Raw genomic sequence first — 19,198 nt, 5'->3', positions numbered from 1 at the left:
TTTTCCTCTTATCATTCTCCTGCGATATAAGTCACGCGTAAGACTCCGTCAAGGCTTTCCAGATGCCGGATGGATTCCTCTGATACGGCCTGATCACATTCGATCACCATAACAGCATTGCCGCCCCGTCTGGAACGGTTCAACTGAAGCGTTGCAATATTCACAGATTCTGCTTCCAGGATCGACGTCACCTCGGCGACATAACCCGGTTTGTCCTGATTGTGGACGATCAGAGTCGGCAGCTCTCCGGAGAAATTTACACCGATCCCATCAATTTCATTGACCCGGATCCGACCGCCTCCGATCGAAGATGCAACAAGCTCGATCTTCTTTTCCTGATCGCCGGTCAGGATCAATCTTGCAGAATTCGGATGATGGTCGGGACCGAGCTCTACTCCATGAATCTCGAAGTCCATTCCCTTCTCCCTGGCAAGTTCAAAACTCATAGGTATGCGTTCGTCATCTACAGAAATACCGAGCAGACCGGCAACAATGGCCCGATCTGTTCCATGCCCACGTCCGGTTGCAAGAAAAGAGCCATGAAGGCCGATGTCTGCCCGGGCTACATTTGTTCCGAGAAGACGGCGGCCGATATTGCCGATACGAACAGCGCCGGCTGTATGAGAGCTGGAGGGGCCGACCATCACCGGCCCTATGATATCTGATATCAACATGGTCTGCCCCTAGTTCTTAAAGCTGTGGATCGGTGCCGGGATCCGGCCGGTCCGCTTGATAAAGTCTTCACAAGAATAAGGATTGACCGGCATGATTGGAGCATGACCCAAAAGGCCGCCGAATTCAACGGTTTCACCGACACCCTTTCCGATGACCGGAATCAGGCGGGCTGCCGTCGTTTTCTGATTTACCATGCCCAGAGCCGCTTCATCTGCGATGATTCCGGAAATGGTACTGGCGGGCGTATCACCCGGGATCGCAATCATATCGAGGCCGACGGAGCAGACACAGGTCATAGCCTCGAGCTTTTCGATCGTCAGTGCATTGTGCTCTACCGCATCGATCATGCCCTGGTCTTCCGAAACGGGAATAAAGGCACCGGAGAGCCCGCCGACATAAGAAGACGCCATGATGCCGCCCTTCTTGACCTGGTCATTCAACATGGCAAGAGCTGCCGTGGTTCCCGGAGCGCCGGCATACTCGACACCGATCTCATGCAGGATATCTGCAACCGAATCACCGATGGCCGGAGTCGGAGCCAGAGAAAGGTCGATAATTCCAAAAGGAATCCCAAGCATTTTTGACGCACGCTTTGCAACCAGCTGGCCGACACGGGTGATCTTAAATGCGGTCTTCTTGATGGTTTCACAAAGGACCTCAAAGCTTTCTCCGCGGATGGATTCCAGCGCTGTCTTTACAACGCCCGGGCCGGAAATACCGACATTGATGATCTCATCTGCTTCCGTGATCCCGTGAAAAGCTCCTGCCATGAATGGATTATCATCCGGTGCATTGCAGAGAACAACAAGCTTTGCACATCCAAGACTATCCCGGTCCTTCGTATATTCTGCTGTCTCCTTTACGATCTCACCCATCAGACGGATGGCATCCATATTGAGTCCGGTCTTGGTGGAACCGACCACAACGCTGGAGCAGACATACTCTGTCTCTGCCAGGGCCTTGGGGATCGAGCGGATCAGATATTCGTCATATTTTGTCATGCCCTTACTGACCAGGGCGCTGTAACCGCCGATAAAATTCACGCCAAGTTCCACAGCACATCGATCCAAAGTCTTTGCGATCTCGACATAGTCTTCCGGACACTTGCAGCAGGCACTGCCGATCGTAGCGATCGGTGTCACGGAGATCCTCTTATTAACGATCGGGATATTGTAATCCCTCTCGATCTCCAGGCCGGTCTTCACCAGATCTCTGGCAACGGTCGTAATCCTTTCATGGATCTTGTCACAGCAGGTCTTAAGATCGCTGTCCATGCAGGAAAAGAGACTGATCCCGATCGTAATCGTCCGGATATCCAGATTTTCCTGTTCGATCATCTTATTGGTTTCTTCTACCTCATAGATACTAGGCATTATCTTTCCTCCCCGTCAGATCCGGTGCATTTTATCGAAAATTTCTTCTCTCTGACACTTGATCGAAACTCCAATTTCTTTGCCAAGTTCCGTAAGGTCACTCTGAACCTCCTCAAAGCTCTTTTTCGAAGCTGTCATATCAACGATCATCATCATATTGAAGAATCCCTTCAAGATGGTCTGAGTAATGTCATTGACATTGATGCCCGTATCCGCCAGATAGGTGCAGACCCTGGCGATGATGCCGACCGTATCCTTGCCGACAACCGTGATGATCACTTTCTGACTCGTTTTTTCCAATTCCATGTTGAGACTCCTTCTTTTCTCCCTGTAGTTATGTAACATCTAAAATCAGGCCGGTTTGATCAATCGGCCATCATTTACAAGATATCGTCCATCAGACCTCGATCAGGTCCGATGGCTCGTTTCTCGATGCAGCAACGATGGGAAAATCATTTCCCTTATAGTCCGTATCGGACATCGTCACTTCCAGAGATACCGTCATCTCCGCCAGTTCCGCGATATTATTATCCTTGGATAAATGGCCGAGATAGATCTGTTTCATATGATCATTTAAGATCTTGGAAAGCAGCTTTCCGCTGGCTTCATTACTGAGATGGCCCTGGTCGGAAAGGATCCGCATCTTCAAGGGATAAGGATAGGGGCCGCTTTCCAGCATCCGGATATCGTGATTCGCCTCCAATACGATGGCATTGAGGTTCTTCATATGCTGAACGATCGTATCATCATAAACCCCCAGATCTGTGCAAACGCCGACCCGCTTTTCTCCATCTGCGATCACATAGGCAACCGGATCTGCCGCATCATGTGAAATGTGGACCGGATCGATGGAGAAATCTTCGATATCGAAGGATTCCCCTGCAGTAATCGGATGGAATAAGTCAGGGTCTATATTTCCCAGGCTCTTAATAGAAGAGATGCAATCGATCGTTGCCGACGTTGCATAGATGGGAAGGTTGTATTTCCGGGCAATGACGCCCAGACCACTGACATGGTCAATGTGCTCATGGGTGATTAGAATGCCGTCACAGTCGCGCGTTGTAAGGCCGTTGTGATTCAAGCCGGCTTCGATTTTTTTCCCGCTGATCCCGGCATCGATCAGAAGATGGTGCCGGTCGTTGCCAACGCAGATGCAATTGCCACTGGATCCGCTGGCGATAGTGAATATATTCATGAAAGCTCCGGTTATTAATACTGTCTCATGTCGGTTCTTAAAAAACCGTCCTTTTTTCATACAGGCATGAAAGGTAATTTGAATACTTATGTATTATTATATCTCATTTTTCAAATTCGTATAGGCCTATTGCAGGCGATGCATGGCCCGATCGATCTCCATTAACGTTTCTTCCCGGGAACCGTTATTGTTGATGACAAGGGAACACTGCTTCCGAAACTCTTCTTCCGCTAACTGTGCCTTGAAAATGGATGTGATCTTAGCATCGGAATAGCCCCGGCTGTCTTTCAGGCGGCTGCGGCGGATCTCTTCTGAAGTATAGATATACCAGCACTCATCGAGAAGTAAATCCAGACCGGACCCTAATAAAAGGGCTGATTCCACAAAAAAATAAGAGCATCCCTTCTTTAAAAGGAGATCCTTCTGTCTCAGTACCTCCTGAATGACCGCGGGATGGACCAGACCGTTGACTTTCTCGATCCGGCTCTGATCCGCATACATCCAGTCTGCCATTGCCTTCTTATCAATCTGTCCATCCGGCCGGAAACAGGATGCCGGCAGATTTTCCATAAGCTTTCTATGCAGGGCATGGCCCGGCAGCATGAGTTCCTGTGCTGATTCATCCGTTCGAAGAACATAAGCCCCATACCGATCTCTCAGATGATCCAGAATAAAACTTTTCCCGGCGCCGACACCGCCTGTAATTCCAATAAAATGCATATCTTTTCCCGCTTCTTATTCGTAAATCACCCGGAACCTTACATTATCCATGATCTGCACCGGTTTGTGGTTTCTGATATAATCAATGATCAGATCCTGCACATTATCCGCGCCGGTATAGACGGTTGGGCAACGGCCGATCATCTCATATCCGCCGGTTCCCGTGGCCCGATAATCGCTGGTCACAAGGTTCAGTTGGTCTTCTTTTGCAATCGGACTTCCATCCAGGCGGCAAAGTCTTACGACCCTTTCTCCACGAGGCTTTCTCAGATCGAATGCATAGTCGATCCCTGCGTAAAAGTCATAATTATAATGCTCGACCTTGGGTTTCATGAAGACATCGGAAATATAGGGCCTGCCCTCCGAATCCAGATCAAGATATGTCGCACAGCGTTCCAAAGCTTCCCTAAGATCCGCTCCGCTGATCCTTTTTACCACAGTGTTATTGGCAAAAGGATAAGCGGTATAGACATCGCGGATACTGACTTCCTTGGGAAATCCGATCGGCTGATTCCCAAGGCTTACTGCAGAGATGTCTGCATAGATCCTGGAAGGATCATCTCCATTGCCACGATCTCCATGGCTTTGACCATCATGGATATTATCACCCCATCCATTGATGGAAGAAAACTGCACGGCATTGAAAAAGCGTGCAACCTTGCTTCCGTAGAGAGCGCAGTCCAGTTTGGCTTCCGGCGTCAATTCCTCTTCAAAGGAGCCGATGGGCTGATCCAGCCATTCTTCGGTCAGATCTTCCAGGGGAAGGAGCTTTTCATAGATATCCCTTCGGGTCTTATCTCCCACAGGCAGAAGCTTCGATGTGACAGAGACAGTTCCTTTCCCATCCACTTCTCCGCAAAGATGAATGAATTTCTCGGCATTGGCCGGTGGCTGAACGGTCCAGGTCCCATAGAGATCCAAGCCCTCCACCGCCATATGCTGATGGCCGGTCAAAAGAATATCGAAAGAAGTCTCCCGGGCAATGCGGCAGGCCTGGTTCTCGTTCGAATCCGACAAGAGCTTATGGCTCCCATCCATTGCTTCCTCATAACCCCCGTGATAAATGCAGACCGTGACATCGCAGAGATCCTTCATCTCATCCAATGCCTCTTTCAAAGCCGACACGGGATCTGTGACCCGGAGTTTTTTCAAGTGTTCCTTCTTCTCCCAGACATTGACATGACCTGTTACCGCACCGGTCAGGCCGATCCGAAGACCATTTTCCAGTGTCCGGATCTCCCATTTTTTGATGGGAAGTTTTCCTCCCAGGTCCTCGACATTGGCACAGATCAGATCTGCTTTCATAGCCCCTGCGAACGCCGCAATCGCATCATAGTCAAAATTAAAGTCATGATTTCCAAGCGTATAGGCATCCAAACCGCAGGCATTGAATCCCTCCGCACAAGGATGAAAGGAAAAAGAAGATGCATGTTCCAGATAATAGGTCATAAGGGGAGTTCCTTGCAGATTGTCGCCCCCATCCAAAACCAGGGTATTCCCGCTTTTCTCGATCTGTTCGGACAGATTTAAAAGGCCGCAGGCCTTTCTCTCCCCACTGGCATAATCCACCGGCATAATCTTCCCATGGCTGTCACTTGTAAAATAAATATCAAATTTTTTCGTCATAACAATTCCCTTATTTGTTTGCATCCGTGGACAGGCGCTGTCCCATCTTCATTTTCCTTCCGAATTTCACTGGCGATCTGCATCCGATTCCATTTCAAAAAATCCGGAAGAAGGTCTCCCTTCTTCCGGATCCTGCCGGATGTTCTGAATGCAAAGTCTTAATTTTGATCGGATATTCGGAAATTTCTCTGCCTCTCGTATCTTTTTTCAGGCCTTTGATTTCAGCCTCTCGTCAGCTTGACACGTATCCTTGTAGAAATAAATTCTACGATCAAAACCAGGATCACAAGTCCCAGGAGAATCGCTCCTGCCTCATGCCAGCGGTAAGACTGCATAGCGAAAATCAGCGGAGCACCAATACCTCCGGCTCCTACCAGGCCGAGAACGGTAGCATCTCGAAGGTTGATATCAAATCGGTAGATCGCTGTAGATGCAAAATTCGGAGCCAGCTGCGGAAGGATCCCATGACGGATCTTCTGCCATGTGGTGCATCCTGCTGCATCCAATGATTCCAGGACCTTCGTATCCAGATCCTCGATGGCCTCGGTATACATTTTTGAAACCATGCCGACCGAACAAAGGGACATGGTCAGAAGTCCTGCGAAAGGGCCGGGGCCGGTCACAGCAACGAACATGAGTCCGTAAATCAGAGACGGAATGGTTCGGATGGCCATAACGATCAGACGACCGATAAAGGCGATGGGCTTTGGAACCAGATTCTGTGCCGTCAAAAAAGCAAAAGGAATGGATATAATGGCGCCCACAACCGTTCCCAGGAAGGCGATACAAATTGTCTCCAAAAGGAGATAAGGGATGCCCTGCTTTGTCATATTGAAAAGCGAAAGATCCGGATGGATGATGCCGGAAAGGATATTACCGGCAATCTTGGCTCCGTTTTGGGTGGTGCCGCTGCTTTCCATGGACCGGCCGCTCCAGATCAAAAGGATTGCTACGATCACAACTATGGTCAGATACCAGACCCACTTCCGCGGACGGGAAGCGTAGGCCTTTTCTATACGTTCGTTCATTCTGCTTCCTCCTTAGACAAGCCGCTTACGGATGGCCCGGCTGATGGTTTCAATAATGAAGACTGTGACGTAGAGGGCAACCAGGATCATTCCAACGCTTGGATAAGCTCTCCATGCAACTCGTTCATTTAAGATCAGTCCCAGACCGCCGGCTCCGACATAACCTAAGATCGCAGCATAACGGACATTTCCTTCGAAGTTGAAAAGGGACTGGGACAGATAAACCGGCATGACCTGAGGAATGATGGCCTTGCGGAAAGCCTGGCTCTTCGTGCAGCCCATGGCTTCCATGGCTTCGAAGGAGCCCATGTCGGCCGTTTCGATCTCTTCATAGAGGATCTTTCCGATATAAGCGAAAGAGAAAACGCCGATGGCAATAGAACCGGCGATGGTTCCAAGGCCCCAGATATTCGTAGCCACCAGAGCTATGACCAATGTCGGCAGGGTACGAACAATACTTAAGAAAAGTTTCGTGATCGCATTGACGACCCGATTCTTTACGACATTACTGCTGGCTAAAAAGGCAAAAGGAACGACAACCACAGATCCCACAAAGGATCCGAGAAGGGACATCTTGATAGTATCCAGAAGAGGTCCCCAGACCTTAGCCATGTATTTGGTATCCGGCGGGAACATGGATCCCAGCATGGACCAGAAATTTCCCATATTCTTCGAAAGAATTGCAAAGCTGAATCCCGTGATCTTGACTGAGAGAATGGTCATTGCAATGATGACCGCCCAGACAAGAGGAGCCCGGGACCGCTTCTGGGCAACAACTTTACCGTTCGGGAGTTTATATTCCTTCGGGCGAAAGATCTTATCATACAGACTCATATTCAGGCTTCCTCCCTATTTCCACCCCGGTATACGGTCTCCAGGACTTCATCCGTTACTTCGGAAGCAGGTCCGTCATAAACCACCTCACCGGCACGGATTCCAATCACACGAGTCGCATATTTAAGAGCCAGATCGATGTGATGGATGTTCAAGAGGATCGTGATATTGTCTTCCTCATTGATCCGCTTGAAATCTGCCATAACAGACTTGGCGGTAATCGGATCCAGGGAAGCGACCGGCTCGTCTGCCAGAATGATCTTAGGATTCTGCGCCAGAGTCCGGGCCAGAGCGACACGCTGCTGCTGTCCACCGGAAAGCTGATCGGCACGAACAAAAGCCTTGTCGAGAATGCCCACCTTGTCCAGGCATTCCAGGGCCTTCATTTTTTCTTCTTTCGTATAGATTCCAAATGTAGACCGAAACCAGGGCATGTCCGGCACGAATGCGGTCAATACATTTTTGATGACGGTGGTTCTGGTGATCAGATTAAAAGACTGGAAGATCATACCGATCTTACGGCGGAACTGACGCAGGCTCTTGCCCTGCAGGGTCATAACATCGACGCCGTCAACGGTCAGCTTGCCTTCCGTCACGTCATGCATACGGTTCACGGTCCGAAGCAGGGTGGACTTACCTGCGCCGGACAATCCGATGATGGCTACAAATTCGCCCTGTTCAATTTTCAGATTGACATTTTTCAATCCCTGAAAACCGTTCGGATATCTCTTACCTACATTCTCGAACTGAATCATACTCTTTTTCTCTCTTCTACTTTTACGACAGACCACACAAATTGGTATGGTAACCAATGCGCGTAACATACGGATATATTTTACACTAATTTTCCGGCATAAAAAAGGGCGGAGAACAAATCTCCGCCATTTTCTTTTAGCAAATGCAAAAGTCCTTTTCCCTTCGGATACTCATTACGAACCGAAGGAAGATGGAAGCTTTCGCATTTACCTGATCTTTTATTATTTACTCATCTTTTCGATCATCTTCTGTGCTTCACGCTCGGAATCATAATCGGAAGACTTTGCAATCTTATATCCCTCATGGGAATAAATGGCAATGACTTTCTTTCCTTCATCGGTCTTTGCAATATTGATGAAAGCAGTCTGCAGAGCCTTTTTCAGTCCTTCGCTCATGTTCGGGGACTTCTTGGATACAGAGATGGTATCGTTATAGATTGCAGGAGTTACACCGATAACATTGGTGTCATCCCAGATCTTATTGGTCATGCCATAGGTATCATTCCACTTTGCTTCATAGTCACGACGGGCATCCGCATAGCAGCAGACAACATCCACCTGACCGGAAGCCAGCTGTGCGAATGCAGTACCATAGGAGTCGGCCTGTACAGCATGGGACAGCTCAGTGATGTTATGCTTATAATGCTTGGACAGCCAGAGAGACGGATATACATATCCGGCCGGGCTGGTAGAACTCATGATGGACCAGTTAGCGCTGTTTAAATCATCCCAGGTAAGCTTCTTTCCGCTGTTTACCTTCTCAGCCAGCTCCTTACCCTTTGCGGAAGGGCCTGCAATCATCAGAGCACGATAAGAAGTAGCCTGCTTGTCAACTGCTGTCGTAGGCTTATTGTCATTCCAATCCTTTGCAGAATCAGAATCATTATTCAAGCCCTTTCTGGTAGCAGTCAGAATAACATCTGCACCATCATCATAAAGGACATAGGTAGAACCCGGGATTACACCGATATCAGTGGTGCCGGCAACCAGGGCCTGACCTACTGCATCGAAGCTGGTTCCTACAGAAATATCAACAGAACCAACATTGTAACCTTCCTTCTTCAGCTCGTCTTTCAGAAGATTCTTCAGAGGCTCGGTAGCTGTGATGATCTCATCCGGTTCACGGGACGGAACGAAAGCGATCGACAGCTTGTCGATATTCTTGTCATCCTTTTTCGATGATGTGTTGGACTTTGTACTTCCGCAGCCGGCTAAGATACCTACGGACATAGCTGCAGTCAGTGCAAGTGCAAGTACTTTCTTCATGAATTTCCTCCATTTCGGGCGAATGCCCACTTTCTAAATTGTGCTCCTGGGCAATCTGATTGGACAAAAGAATCTGTCGGGTTCGATCCCAGTCGCAAGACAACAAAGCCATTATAAATAGCAGAGATAGAAACTACAAGATGAAATTTAGTTTTTAAAGCATTTTTGCCAAAAATTTACACGTCTATAACAAAAGGATTCCTTTTCTTTGATGATAGGCAATGCATCCTATATCAATCTTCCTGCCCAGGACTCAATGCACGGAAAACCAGTCTTCACCGACTTCCATATCAATTTCCAGAGGAACGGACAAGTGGGCTGCGCCCATCATTTCCTCCTTCAAAATGGCCTTGACCGTCTCTAATTCTTCCCTTTTTGCCTCAATCAGAAGCTCATCGTGAACCTGGAGAACCAGACGGGAGGAAAGTCCTTCCTCAGCCAGCCGGTCATGGACACGAACCATGGCGATCTTTATAATATCCGCTGCCGTTCCCTGAACCGGCGAATTCATGGCCACCCGCTCTCCGAACTGTCTCTGCATGAAGTTACTGGACTTTAGTTCCGGGATCGGCCGTCTCCTGCCGAACAGGGTCTCTGCATATCCCTTTTCCTTAGCCGAGGCCACCAGCCCTTCCAGATAGACCTTGAGCTTAGGATAGGCAGCATAATAATTATCGATATATTCCTTGGCTTCCTTTTGCGAAATATGAAGATCCTGGCTCAAGCCATAGGCCGAGATGCCGTAAACAATGCCAAAGTTTACCGCCTTGGCATTACGTCTCTGAAGATCCGTAACCTCATCAAAGGGGGTATGGAAGACTAAGGATGCGGTGGATCGGTGGATATCCTGACCGTTCTGATAAGCCCGGATCAGGTTTTCGTCCCCCGACAGATGGGCCAGGACACGAAGCTCGATCTGCGAGTAATCGGCATCCAGATAAATATAGCCCTCGGCCGGATGGAAAACTTTCCGGATCTTCTTTCCAAGCTCCATACGAACCGGTATATTCTGCAGATTGGGATTGGTACTGGAAATTCGTCCGGTTGCCGTCACCTTTTGCTGAAAGGTCGAATGTACTCTTCCATCCTCTGCCAGACATTCCGACAAGCCATCCACATAAGTCGACTTCAGCTTACTGTATTTTCGATAATCCAGGATATGGGCAATGATCGGATTCCAGGGAGCCAGCCGTTCCAGGACATCCGCAGCCGTTGAAAAACCGGTCTTGGTCTTCTTTCCGCCCGGAATGGCCATCTTTTCAAAAAGAATGGTCGACAGCTGCTTCGGAGAATTGATATTAAATATTTCTCCCGCCTCTTCATAGATCCGGCTCTCCAGACCTTTCATTTCCTTCTCAAGAACCTGCCCGTAGACAAGCAAAGAATCCCGGTCCATCTCCATGCCGAGTTTTTCCATATCCGATAAGGTGAAGATCAGGGGCAGCTCAATCTTTCGATAGAGATCTTCCGCTCCGACTTCCTCCAATTTCTTCTCCAGGATCTCCGGTGCCCGGGCAGCTGCCAGAGCGGACAGTGCCGTCATTTTCATGAGATCCCCGACCCGGCTGCCATCCGCCGGATCCATAGCCTTGGCCAGTTTGGTCTGTCCCAGCGTCTCCTCAAGAGACGGTACGGTAAGATCCAGGAAATTCTTTGCGATTTCATCCATGGGATAGGCTGATTGCAAAGGATCTAATAAATATGCAGCCACCCCGCAATCAAAAAAGGAATGATAGTCCATCTTCCCAAGGCTAAGTCTCTCGCTCGCCGTTTCCTTGAAAAGGTTCTGATACTCCTTGACATCTTCCATGGAAAGAAGGTGGTCTTTCCGTAAGCTTTCGGTCCCTTCCAGAAGCTTGTCACAGCTCAAGCCCGAAATCCCCTGCCAGCCTTCCGCCACTGCCATTCCAAGGTCCATGCCGGCCTCTGGGACCAAAACCCAGGCCTTCTCCCCGTCCGACAGGGCGAAGATCCGGATCCTTTTCTCCCACTGCATGAAATGTAGACCAATGCTCTTCTTTTCCGGAAGAGAACGTAAGTGATCCAGAACTTGTTGAAAGTCTTTGGGGCTTTCGATGAAACGAACCTTTTCTTCCAGTTTTTCTGTTGACACAGAGCCTTGTGAAAAACGGGGAAGGAAGTTTTTAAAGTCCCATTCTCTGCAAAGTTCAAATGCCCTTTTCGTATAGAGATCTCCCAGGACAGCATCCTCCAAAGTAAGTTCCACGTCCGCTTTGGTGTTGATGGTTGCCAGTTTTTTCGACAAAATGGCCTGATCGTAATATTCCTGCAGATTCTTTTTTGCCCTGGGAGGTTTGATCTCATCAATATGAGCATAAGCATTCTCTACCGTCTGATAGGACTGAATAATGGCAGTCGCCGTCTTTTCACCGATGGAAGGAACGCCGGGGATATTATCTGCCGTGTCTCCCCAGAGGGCCTTGACATCGATGAATTCCTGCGGTGTTACACCCTTGGAAGCCAGAACATCCTTGGCATAGTAGTCTTCGATCTCCGTCCCGGTCTTCTTGGTCTTCGGAATGGAGATCTTGACATGATCTGTAGCCAGCTGCAAGAGATCCCGGTCGCCGGAAACAATGGTCACTTCGTATCCGGCCTGCTCCGCCTGAACAGACAGGGTACCTAAGATGTCATCCGCTTCCAGGCCGGCCTTCTTTACGATGGGCACATCCATGGCCATAAGCATCTCCTGGATCATAGGGACCTGTTCCTTCAGTTCCGGATCCATGGGATGACGGGTTCCCTTATATTCCTTGTACATCTCATGGCGGAAGGTCGGTGCCGAGACATCAAAAGCAACAGCAAAATGATCCGGTTTCTCGGTATCTATGTACTTAAACATCATATTTAAGAAGCCATAGACCGCATTGGTATGCTGGCCCTTGGAATTGGTAAGATCCGGAAGGCCATAATAAGCCCGGTTTAGAATGCTGTGTCCATCGATTAAAAGTAACTTACTCAAACTATCTCTCCTAAATTTATTTCTTTATTTCTATGCATTTCTATGCTTTGTCTATCCGGCCCACTTCTTCCCTTGATTGGTCTATATTTCCAATTCTTCGATCTGTTTATCGATCCCACTTGTCGCAAAGGGCATTGATCTGGTCTGCAAAGCGGGCCATATCCTTATTGGCAAGTCCTGCACTCTTTCTTATGATGGTCATCAGGCGCTGGCCGGCAGCCAGAAGACGATTATAGATCTGCTGGCCGCTTTGTTTGCCCTTACTCATCTGTGCATGACGGACAGATACCTTCTCACGCTTGATCCGGCTGCCTTCTCTGATCTTTTCTCCACTGATGAGATCCCAGCTGTCACCGGAATAAGGCGCTACTGCATCGAAACCATAAGTATCATGCACCAGTTTGGCATAATGGTCCGTAACTTCATCCTGACCATGGACAACGAAGACCTTCTTTGGCGGATTCTCCTTGAAATGACCGATCCAGTCCAGAAGATGGGGCTGGTCGGCATGGCCGCTGATACCGGGCAGGTTCAAGATCCTGGCATTGACTTCGATCTCTTCACCGAAGATATGAACACGCTTGGCTCCATGCAGAAGGTTAAAGCCCAGGGTTCCCGGAACCTGATAACCAACGAAAAGGATGGTAGATTCCGGCCGCCAGAGATTGTGCTTTAAGTGATGGCGGATCCGGCCGGCTTCACACATACCGGATGCGGAAATAATCACTTTCGGCCGCATATTAAAGTTGATCATTTTCGACTCTTCGGGTGTGACGGCAACCCGAAGTCCGGGGAAGGAAATGGGATTTATGCCATGAGATACCAGATCCATAGCCTCCTCATCGAAGCATTCGGAAATATTCCGGGAGAAGATATTCGTAGCTTCCACCGCCAGAGGGCTATCCATATAGACTTCAAAATCATCCATCTGGGGGATCAAATGTTCCTCCTTGATCTTACGGATGAAGTAGAGCATTTCCTGGGTCCGGCCGACAGAAAAGGCCGGAATGACCAGATTACCGCCTCCCTGCAGGGTGCTCCGGATGACATCAGCCAGAGCTTTGGCATAGTCTGCCGGTTTGTCATGGACCCTGTCACCATAGGTGGACTCTGTTAAAACATAATCCGCATCCTTGATAAATTCCGGATCTTTGATCAGGGGCTGGTCTACATTTCCAATATCACCGGAGAAAACCAGTTTTACTTCATGGCCGTCTTCTTGAAGCCACATCTCGATCGAGGAGGAACCGAGCAGGTGTCCGGCATCCACAAAGCGGATGGAAATGCCGTCACAGACCTGGATCTTCATGTGATAGTGGCAGGGAACGAACTGGGTCAGAACCTTCGTAGCATCCTCAACCGTATAGAGAGGTTCTATCAGTTCTCCGCCGGAACGGCGGGCTTTCCGGTTCTTCCATTCCACTTCGGACTCCTGAATGTGAGCCGAGTCCTTCAGCATGATCTCACAGAGCTGGGTGGTTGCCTGGGTGGCAAAAACCTGTCCGCGGAAACCGTGATTGTACATGAGCGGAATCAGACCGCTGTGATCGATATGAGCATGCGTTACGAAAATATAGTCCAGTTCGGAAGCATTGACCGGGATTTCCTGATTTTCATAAATATCGGCTCCCTGCTGCATACCGCAGTCTACCAGGAACTTTTTTCCGGCTGCCTCCAGATAATGGCAGCTGCCGGTGACCTCATGATCTGCACCTAAAAATTCAATAATCATATTGTACCCCCTTAGCTAGTGCGTAATCACCTTTCGACCTTGCTATCCTCATTGTATCATAAGAAAAGAGAAAGAGAAAAAAAGCATGTGAGAAAACTCACATGCTTTTCCATAACTTATTTTCTGAATCGATCCAAAGGGCCCTTGCCCGATCTCCTCTGGTCCTTCGATTATCTCGATTATCTCTTTTTCCCTCTTAAGAAATCCGGAACAGAGATATCATTTGGCTTTACGTTGGGCTTGGGCTGAACCGGTGTGTTCAGATTTCTCTGGAAATCTTCCCGGGGACTGCTCTGCATTGCCGTCGGATGCGGGGCACGCACCGGATCCACACTTGCATGAGGAACCTGAGGATTGGTATAAGAATTTTGATAACCAGTATATCCGTTATTCAAACTTCTCTGCCCCTGATTATAATTCATCTGATTATAGCCGGCACGGAGATTCGGCGTCTGAATGGTATCCTGGCCTTCCAGTCCGGTTGCAATAACAGTCACAGAGACCTGATCCTGCATGGATTCGTCATAACGGCAGCCCCAGATGATATTGACATTCTCACCCGCAAGTTCCTGGATATAAGAAGCAGCTTCGCTTGCTTCCAGAAGAGACATATCACCACTCATGGAAACCAGAGCATCACTTGCTCCCTGAATCGAGGTCTCAAGCAGAGGACTCTCAACTGCCATCTTGACAGCTTCCTGAGCCTTCTCATCTCCCTTGGCGTAACCGATACCGATATGAGCGATGCCCTTATCCTGCATAATGGTACGGACATCTGCAAAGTCCAGGTTGATGTCGCCCGGATTATTGATGACATCGGTGATGCCCTGAACGGACTGCTGAAGAACTTCATCGGCCTTCTGCAGTGCTTCCGGCATGGAGGTATTTCTGGCTACGATCTGAAGCAGACGGTCATTCGGAACTATAATCAATGTATCTACGGCCTGACGCAGTTTCTCGATCCCTGCCTCTGCATTCTTCATACGCACCTTACCCTCAAAGGTAAATGGCTTTGTCACAACGCCGACCGTCAGAATTCCCTGTTCCTTTGCAAGTGCTGCGATGACAGGAGCTGCACCCGTTCCGGTACCGCCGCCCATGCCACAGGTAACAAAGACCATATCCGCGCCCTTGATTGCAGAAAGCAGATCTTCCTGGCTCTCTTCCGCCGCCTTTTCACCGATCTCGGGATGAGCGCCTGCGCCCAGTCCCTTGGTAAGCTTTGCTCCGATCTGAATTGTTACTGGTGCCTTGCAAAGTGTCAGGGCCTGTTCATCGGTATTAACGCCGATCAGAGTAACTTCCTGATCCATGTTTGCTTCTACCATGCGATTGATGGCATTATTTCCGGCGCCGCCTGCACCGATCACAATAATCTTTGCCTTGGACTGAGCCTCCTGGCTCGGTGTGATATCTAAACCTAAACTCAAGGTCGTTCCTCCTTCTAATGGTCAGGAAAGGTTTCTACCTGACAATCTAAATTTTATTCTATAATTTTCACTAAATATATTCAACCGCTTTTTGCGGTTTTTCACAAAATTAAGCACTAGGTATTGTGCTTCTTATCCTTCACTCTTTTCAAAGATAATATCTGTATTTTCCGGCGTCCAGGTATCCAGATGCAGTGTTCCCTTCAGTCCCTCCAGATGTGGCTTTAAATAAGGGAGGCGCATCAGTTTCTCCTGGAGATACTCAAAACTTCCGATATCGTAAGTAATATCCCCGCTGACAGCAGAGACTTCCCGCTCATCCCGGAAGGTCACGGAATCCACCTTGATGCCATACTTCTTCATCGCCTTCGTCAGTTGAAGCAAAGTCCGCCGGCATCTTCGGTTAATGGGAAGCGGTTCTCCCTTCGTCGGTTTACTGCATTTGATCCCACTGACCGGGAAGAGTCCATCTACCTTTCGATCCGAAACTTCTTCCACCAGACCGTCATCATTAAAATAAGCCATTTTTCCATCTTCCATCGAAATGTAGCCCAGAAGCTCCGGTTCCCGAATTGCGATATGCAGAGTATGGGGCGAAGAAAGGCGGATGGAAAGCTTATATGATTTGCAAAAAGGCAGGTCATGAACCGGCTTTACCATGCTTTTTACAATCTGAACCAAACCGTACTTCTTATAATCCCCGGTCACGATCCGGTTCTCGATTTCCTGATCCGACAGGATATGATTCCCGCTCACCTCGACCGATGTCGTACGAAAGACCGTAATACAGAGGATATAGGAAAGAATCAAAAGCAGGACCAGTGCGAGAAGAATATTCGGAAGATAAAAGAGAAGGCGGGACTTCTGTTTTTTCTTATGTGCTTTTCGTCTCTTTACGACTTCTTCACTTTCACTCATAAAACAATCCTTTTTCAGGCATAGAAATTGATCGATCGGGAAACATTCAAAGCGACCCCGATTTCCGCCATCAGAATAAACAAGGCAGACCCTCCGTAACTGATGAAAGGAAGGGTAATACCGGTATTGGGAATGGAATTCGTGACTACAGCGATATTTAAAACCACCTGGATCGCGATCTGGGCCATGATCCCGGTAACGATCAGTGATCCTGTCAAATCGCTGGCATTGATGGCAATGAAGTAGAGGCGGTAGAGAAACAATAAAAAGAGAATGATCAGGATCACAGCGCCGAACAAGCCAAGTTCTTCACAGATCAGAGAAAATATCATATCGTTTCGGGCTTCCGGAACAAACCGTTTCTGCATGCCTTCTCCAAGTCCCTTTCCGAACACTCCCCCGGAACCGATCGCATAGAGGCCCTGCAGGGTCTGATATCCTTTCTCATACTTGGTTGGATCTCTCCAGATCTTGATCCGGTCACTCCGATATCCGGCAAAAGTTATAAATCCGGCGATTCCCAAAAGTCCTATGCCGACAATGGAAAGCATGACCTTACGGTTTTTGGAAACCACAAGAAACATGAAAAACCAGATGCCTGCAAGGATCACTGCCGTCGACAGGTTGGTAGCCGCAATCGGAACAAGCATTACCAGAAGCAGGCAAAAAGGAATAATGAGTTTTTTGGACTTATCGATATTTTTTCCCATTGCATCGAATAAACGGGCAAAGAAAATAATGACCGCAATTTTAGCGAGCTCGGACGGCTGAAGCTGAATCGGGCCAAGTTTTAGCCAACGGGACTGGCCGTTTGCGGACTTACCGGCAAATATGACATACACATTTAAAAGAAATGCAAGAATATATCCAAGTGCCGCAAGTTTCAGCCAAAAGTGATAATCCACCTTTGACATGATGATCATAAGGACGAAGCCGCCCAGACTGAAAATCAGCTGTCGTTTCACCCAAAAAGCTGCATCCCCATAACTTAAAGAGGCTGTGTAGGAACTGGCACTATAAAGCATGACCACACCAAAAGCCAGAAGAATCACCAGATATAAGACCAGCTGGTAGTCAAAATACTCCGTCTTCTCAATTGGCTTCAAACGGACCATCCTCCGGTTGGAGGACGAATGCCCGCCCTGCCTCGTATTCTTTTTTCTCTTCCGGATTGTCTCTTCTGTCATCGTTCTCAGTCCCTTTGCCGACTTCTTTCTTATGCATGACTGTACTTGCATAACATGACTTGCATGACTTTATTTAACTAACGGCTATGATATGGGAAAAGTGCATTTCTCCACAATTTATGATTCAGGAAGACTTCTGACATAATCTTTAAAAATGTCTCCCCGTTCTTCATAGCTTTTGAACATATCCCAGCTTGCACAGGCCGGAGAAAGAAGGACACAATCCCCGCTCTCGGCTGCTTCATAGCAGCAATCGATGGCTTCTTTGAAGCTCTTGCAGAAGACATAATCCTTGAAACCGATCTTATCACAGGCTTTTGCAATCTTCTCTGCTGTAACACCGATCAAAGCCAGTTTCTTGACCTTTCCCGGAAAATGGGATACCCATTCCGTAAAATCATTTCCCTTGTCATATCCCCCGCCAATCAGACAGGTCGGCCACTCCATAGCATCTACTGCCTTGATTGCCGCATCGGGATTGGTTCCCTTGGAATCATTGTAGAAACGTACCCCGCGCTTTTCGCAGGTAAATTCGATCCGATGAGGAACCGCCTGGAAATGGCGAAGTGCCTTACGGATATTGTCAAGAGAAACGCCCATTGCCTGGCCGAAAGCGATCGCTGCTAAAGCATTTTCATAATTATGGGCGCCTACGATATTCAATTCTTTCACAGAAAGAACATCTTCTTTCTCCCCGGTGAATTCCGAAATCAGATGGCCATTTTCCACATACATACCACCGGGGACTCTTTCTTTCGAAGAGAAGTAAACCACCTTCATGGGTAGGGTCTGGCCGAATGCACGAAGAACCGGATCCTCGTAATTCAGGATCACGACATCATCTTTTGTCTGATTCTTCGTGATATTCTCCTTGGCCTTGATATAGTTTTCCATCGTATGATGGCGGTTCAAATGATCCGGCGTAATATTTAAAATGGCAGAAACATGGGGATGAAACTCATCGATCGTCTCCAGCATAAAGGAAGAGATCTCAGCAACGATCACACTGTCATCCTTTGTCTGATCTGCGACTCCGGTATAGGGAATTCCGATATTTCCGACAACAAAGACCGAATCAAAAGCAGTCTTCATGATCTCACCGGTCAGAGAGGTTGTCGTTGTCTTACCATTTGTTCCGGTAATCGCACAGACCTGTCCCTTGCCAAGTTCATAAGCAAGCTCTACTTCTCCCCAGATCTTCATTCCGTGATCCCGCATTGCATCCACAATCGGAAGATCCGTCGGGACACCCGGGCTTAAGACTGCGATATCCGCTTTTTCCAGTACTTCCTTGGGACAATCGCCGGCATAGATCGGAAGGTCTTTCCAATTCTCATGCTTTGCTCTCAAATCCGAAACGGAAAGCTTTTCATTTCCATCATAAAGGATACAGGTCTTCCCCTCCCGAAGGAGAAGATCAATTGCGGCTTCACCGGACTTACCGGCGCCAACGACCAGATAGGTTTCACTCATTTT

At 48.4% G+C, this 19,198-nt stretch carries 17 protein-coding genes; all 17 read right to left on the bottom strand.

Going from position 1 to position 19,198, the window contains the following annotated elements; all coding sequences use genetic code 11:
* Positions 1–11 precede the first annotated feature (11 nt).
* The 17 genes from sdaAB to murD all read right to left on the bottom strand — a co-directional run bounded on the left by sdaAB (position 12) and on the right by murD (position 19,195).
* The gene (gene sdaAB, locus ACKX2L_RS10865) at positions 12–674 is read right to left on the bottom strand and encodes an L-serine ammonia-lyase, iron-sulfur-dependent subunit beta (RefSeq protein ID WP_497553281.1); all 663 of its coding nucleotides are present in this window, start codon (positions 672–674) and stop codon (positions 12–14) included.
* Positions 675–683: 9 nt separating this feature from the next.
* Positions 684–2,048, bottom strand: a complete 1,365-nt coding sequence (locus tag ACKX2L_RS10860) for a PFL family protein (RefSeq protein WP_497553280.1) — start codon at positions 2,046–2,048, stop codon at positions 684–686.
* Positions 2,049–2,063: 15 nt separating this feature from the next.
* Positions 2,064–2,354 carry an ACT domain-containing protein gene (locus tag ACKX2L_RS10855; RefSeq protein ID WP_497551445.1) on the bottom strand — a complete coding sequence of 97 codons (291 nt, stop codon included), beginning with the start codon at positions 2,352–2,354 and terminating at the stop codon, positions 2,064–2,066.
* Positions 2,355–2,445: 91 nt separating this feature from the next.
* A complete protein-coding gene (locus tag ACKX2L_RS10850; protein WP_497553279.1) occupies positions 2,446–3,243 on the bottom strand; it encodes an MBL fold metallo-hydrolase in 798 nt (265 codons plus the stop codon).
* Positions 3,244–3,369: 126 nt separating this feature from the next.
* A complete protein-coding gene (coaE, locus tag ACKX2L_RS10845; protein ID WP_497553278.1) occupies positions 3,370–3,963 on the bottom strand; it encodes a dephospho-CoA kinase in 594 nt (197 codons plus the stop codon).
* A gap of 15 nt (positions 3,964–3,978) precedes the next feature.
* Positions 3,979–5,589, bottom strand: coding sequence for a bifunctional metallophosphatase/5'-nucleotidase (locus ACKX2L_RS10840; RefSeq protein WP_497553277.1), 1,611 nt, complete (start codon positions 5,587–5,589; stop codon positions 3,979–3,981).
* A 221-nt stretch (positions 5,590–5,810) separates the two neighbouring features.
* Positions 5,811–6,617, bottom strand: coding sequence for a phosphonate ABC transporter, permease protein PhnE (phnE, locus tag ACKX2L_RS10835; protein ID WP_497551441.1), 807 nt, complete (start codon positions 6,615–6,617; stop codon positions 5,811–5,813).
* A gap of 12 nt (positions 6,618–6,629) precedes the next feature.
* On the bottom strand, positions 6,630–7,451 hold the full coding sequence (phnE, locus tag ACKX2L_RS10830) for a phosphonate ABC transporter, permease protein PhnE (protein WP_497553276.1): 822 nt from the start codon (positions 7,449–7,451) through the stop codon (positions 6,630–6,632).
* Positions 7,452–7,453: 2 nt separating this feature from the next.
* Complete coding sequence (gene phnC / locus ACKX2L_RS10825) at positions 7,454–8,206, bottom strand: phosphonate ABC transporter ATP-binding protein (RefSeq protein WP_497553275.1); 753 nt, start codon at positions 8,204–8,206, stop codon at positions 7,454–7,456.
* A 222-nt stretch (positions 8,207–8,428) separates the two neighbouring features.
* On the bottom strand, positions 8,429–9,472 hold the full coding sequence (locus tag ACKX2L_RS10820) for a phosphate/phosphite/phosphonate ABC transporter substrate-binding protein (RefSeq protein WP_497551438.1): 1,044 nt from the start codon (positions 9,470–9,472) through the stop codon (positions 8,429–8,431).
* A gap of 253 nt (positions 9,473–9,725) precedes the next feature.
* A complete protein-coding gene (gene polA / locus ACKX2L_RS10815; RefSeq protein ID WP_497551437.1) occupies positions 9,726–12,455 on the bottom strand; it encodes a DNA polymerase I in 2,730 nt (909 codons plus the stop codon).
* A 106-nt stretch (positions 12,456–12,561) separates the two neighbouring features.
* Positions 12,562–14,187: an MBL fold metallo-hydrolase RNA specificity domain-containing protein gene (locus tag ACKX2L_RS10810; protein ID WP_497551436.1), complete on the bottom strand. Its 1,626-nt coding sequence runs from the start codon at positions 14,185–14,187 to the stop codon at positions 12,562–12,564.
* A 179-nt stretch (positions 14,188–14,366) separates the two neighbouring features.
* Positions 14,367–15,617, bottom strand: a complete 1,251-nt coding sequence (ftsZ, locus tag ACKX2L_RS10805; RefSeq protein WP_497551435.1) for a cell division protein FtsZ — start codon at positions 15,615–15,617, stop codon at positions 14,367–14,369.
* A gap of 132 nt (positions 15,618–15,749) precedes the next feature.
* A complete protein-coding gene (locus tag ACKX2L_RS10800; RefSeq protein WP_497553274.1) occupies positions 15,750–16,535 on the bottom strand; it encodes a cell division protein FtsQ/DivIB in 786 nt (261 codons plus the stop codon).
* 14 nt (positions 16,536–16,549) lie between these two features.
* A complete protein-coding gene (locus ACKX2L_RS10795; RefSeq protein ID WP_497551452.1) occupies positions 16,550–17,650 on the bottom strand; it encodes an FtsW/RodA/SpoVE family cell cycle protein in 1,101 nt (366 codons plus the stop codon).
* Positions 17,628–17,759, bottom strand: coding sequence for a hypothetical protein (locus tag ACKX2L_RS10790; protein WP_497553289.1), 132 nt, complete (start codon positions 17,757–17,759; stop codon positions 17,628–17,630). Before ACKX2L_RS10790 ends, ACKX2L_RS10795 begins: the two co-directional genes overlap by 23 nt.
* 80 nt (positions 17,760–17,839) lie before the next feature.
* Positions 17,840–19,195 carry a UDP-N-acetylmuramoyl-L-alanine--D-glutamate ligase gene (gene murD, locus ACKX2L_RS10785; protein ID WP_497553273.1) on the bottom strand — a complete coding sequence of 452 codons (1,356 nt, stop codon included), beginning with the start codon at positions 19,193–19,195 and terminating at the stop codon, positions 17,840–17,842.
* Positions 19,196–19,198: the final 3 nt, after the last annotated feature.

This window comes from Porcibacter vitabionis, from assembly GCF_046263795.1.
Classification (GTDB): domain Bacteria; phylum Bacillota; class Clostridia; order Lachnospirales; family Lachnospiraceae; genus Lachnocurva.
This window is presented reverse-complemented; position numbering and strand designations above follow the sequence as displayed.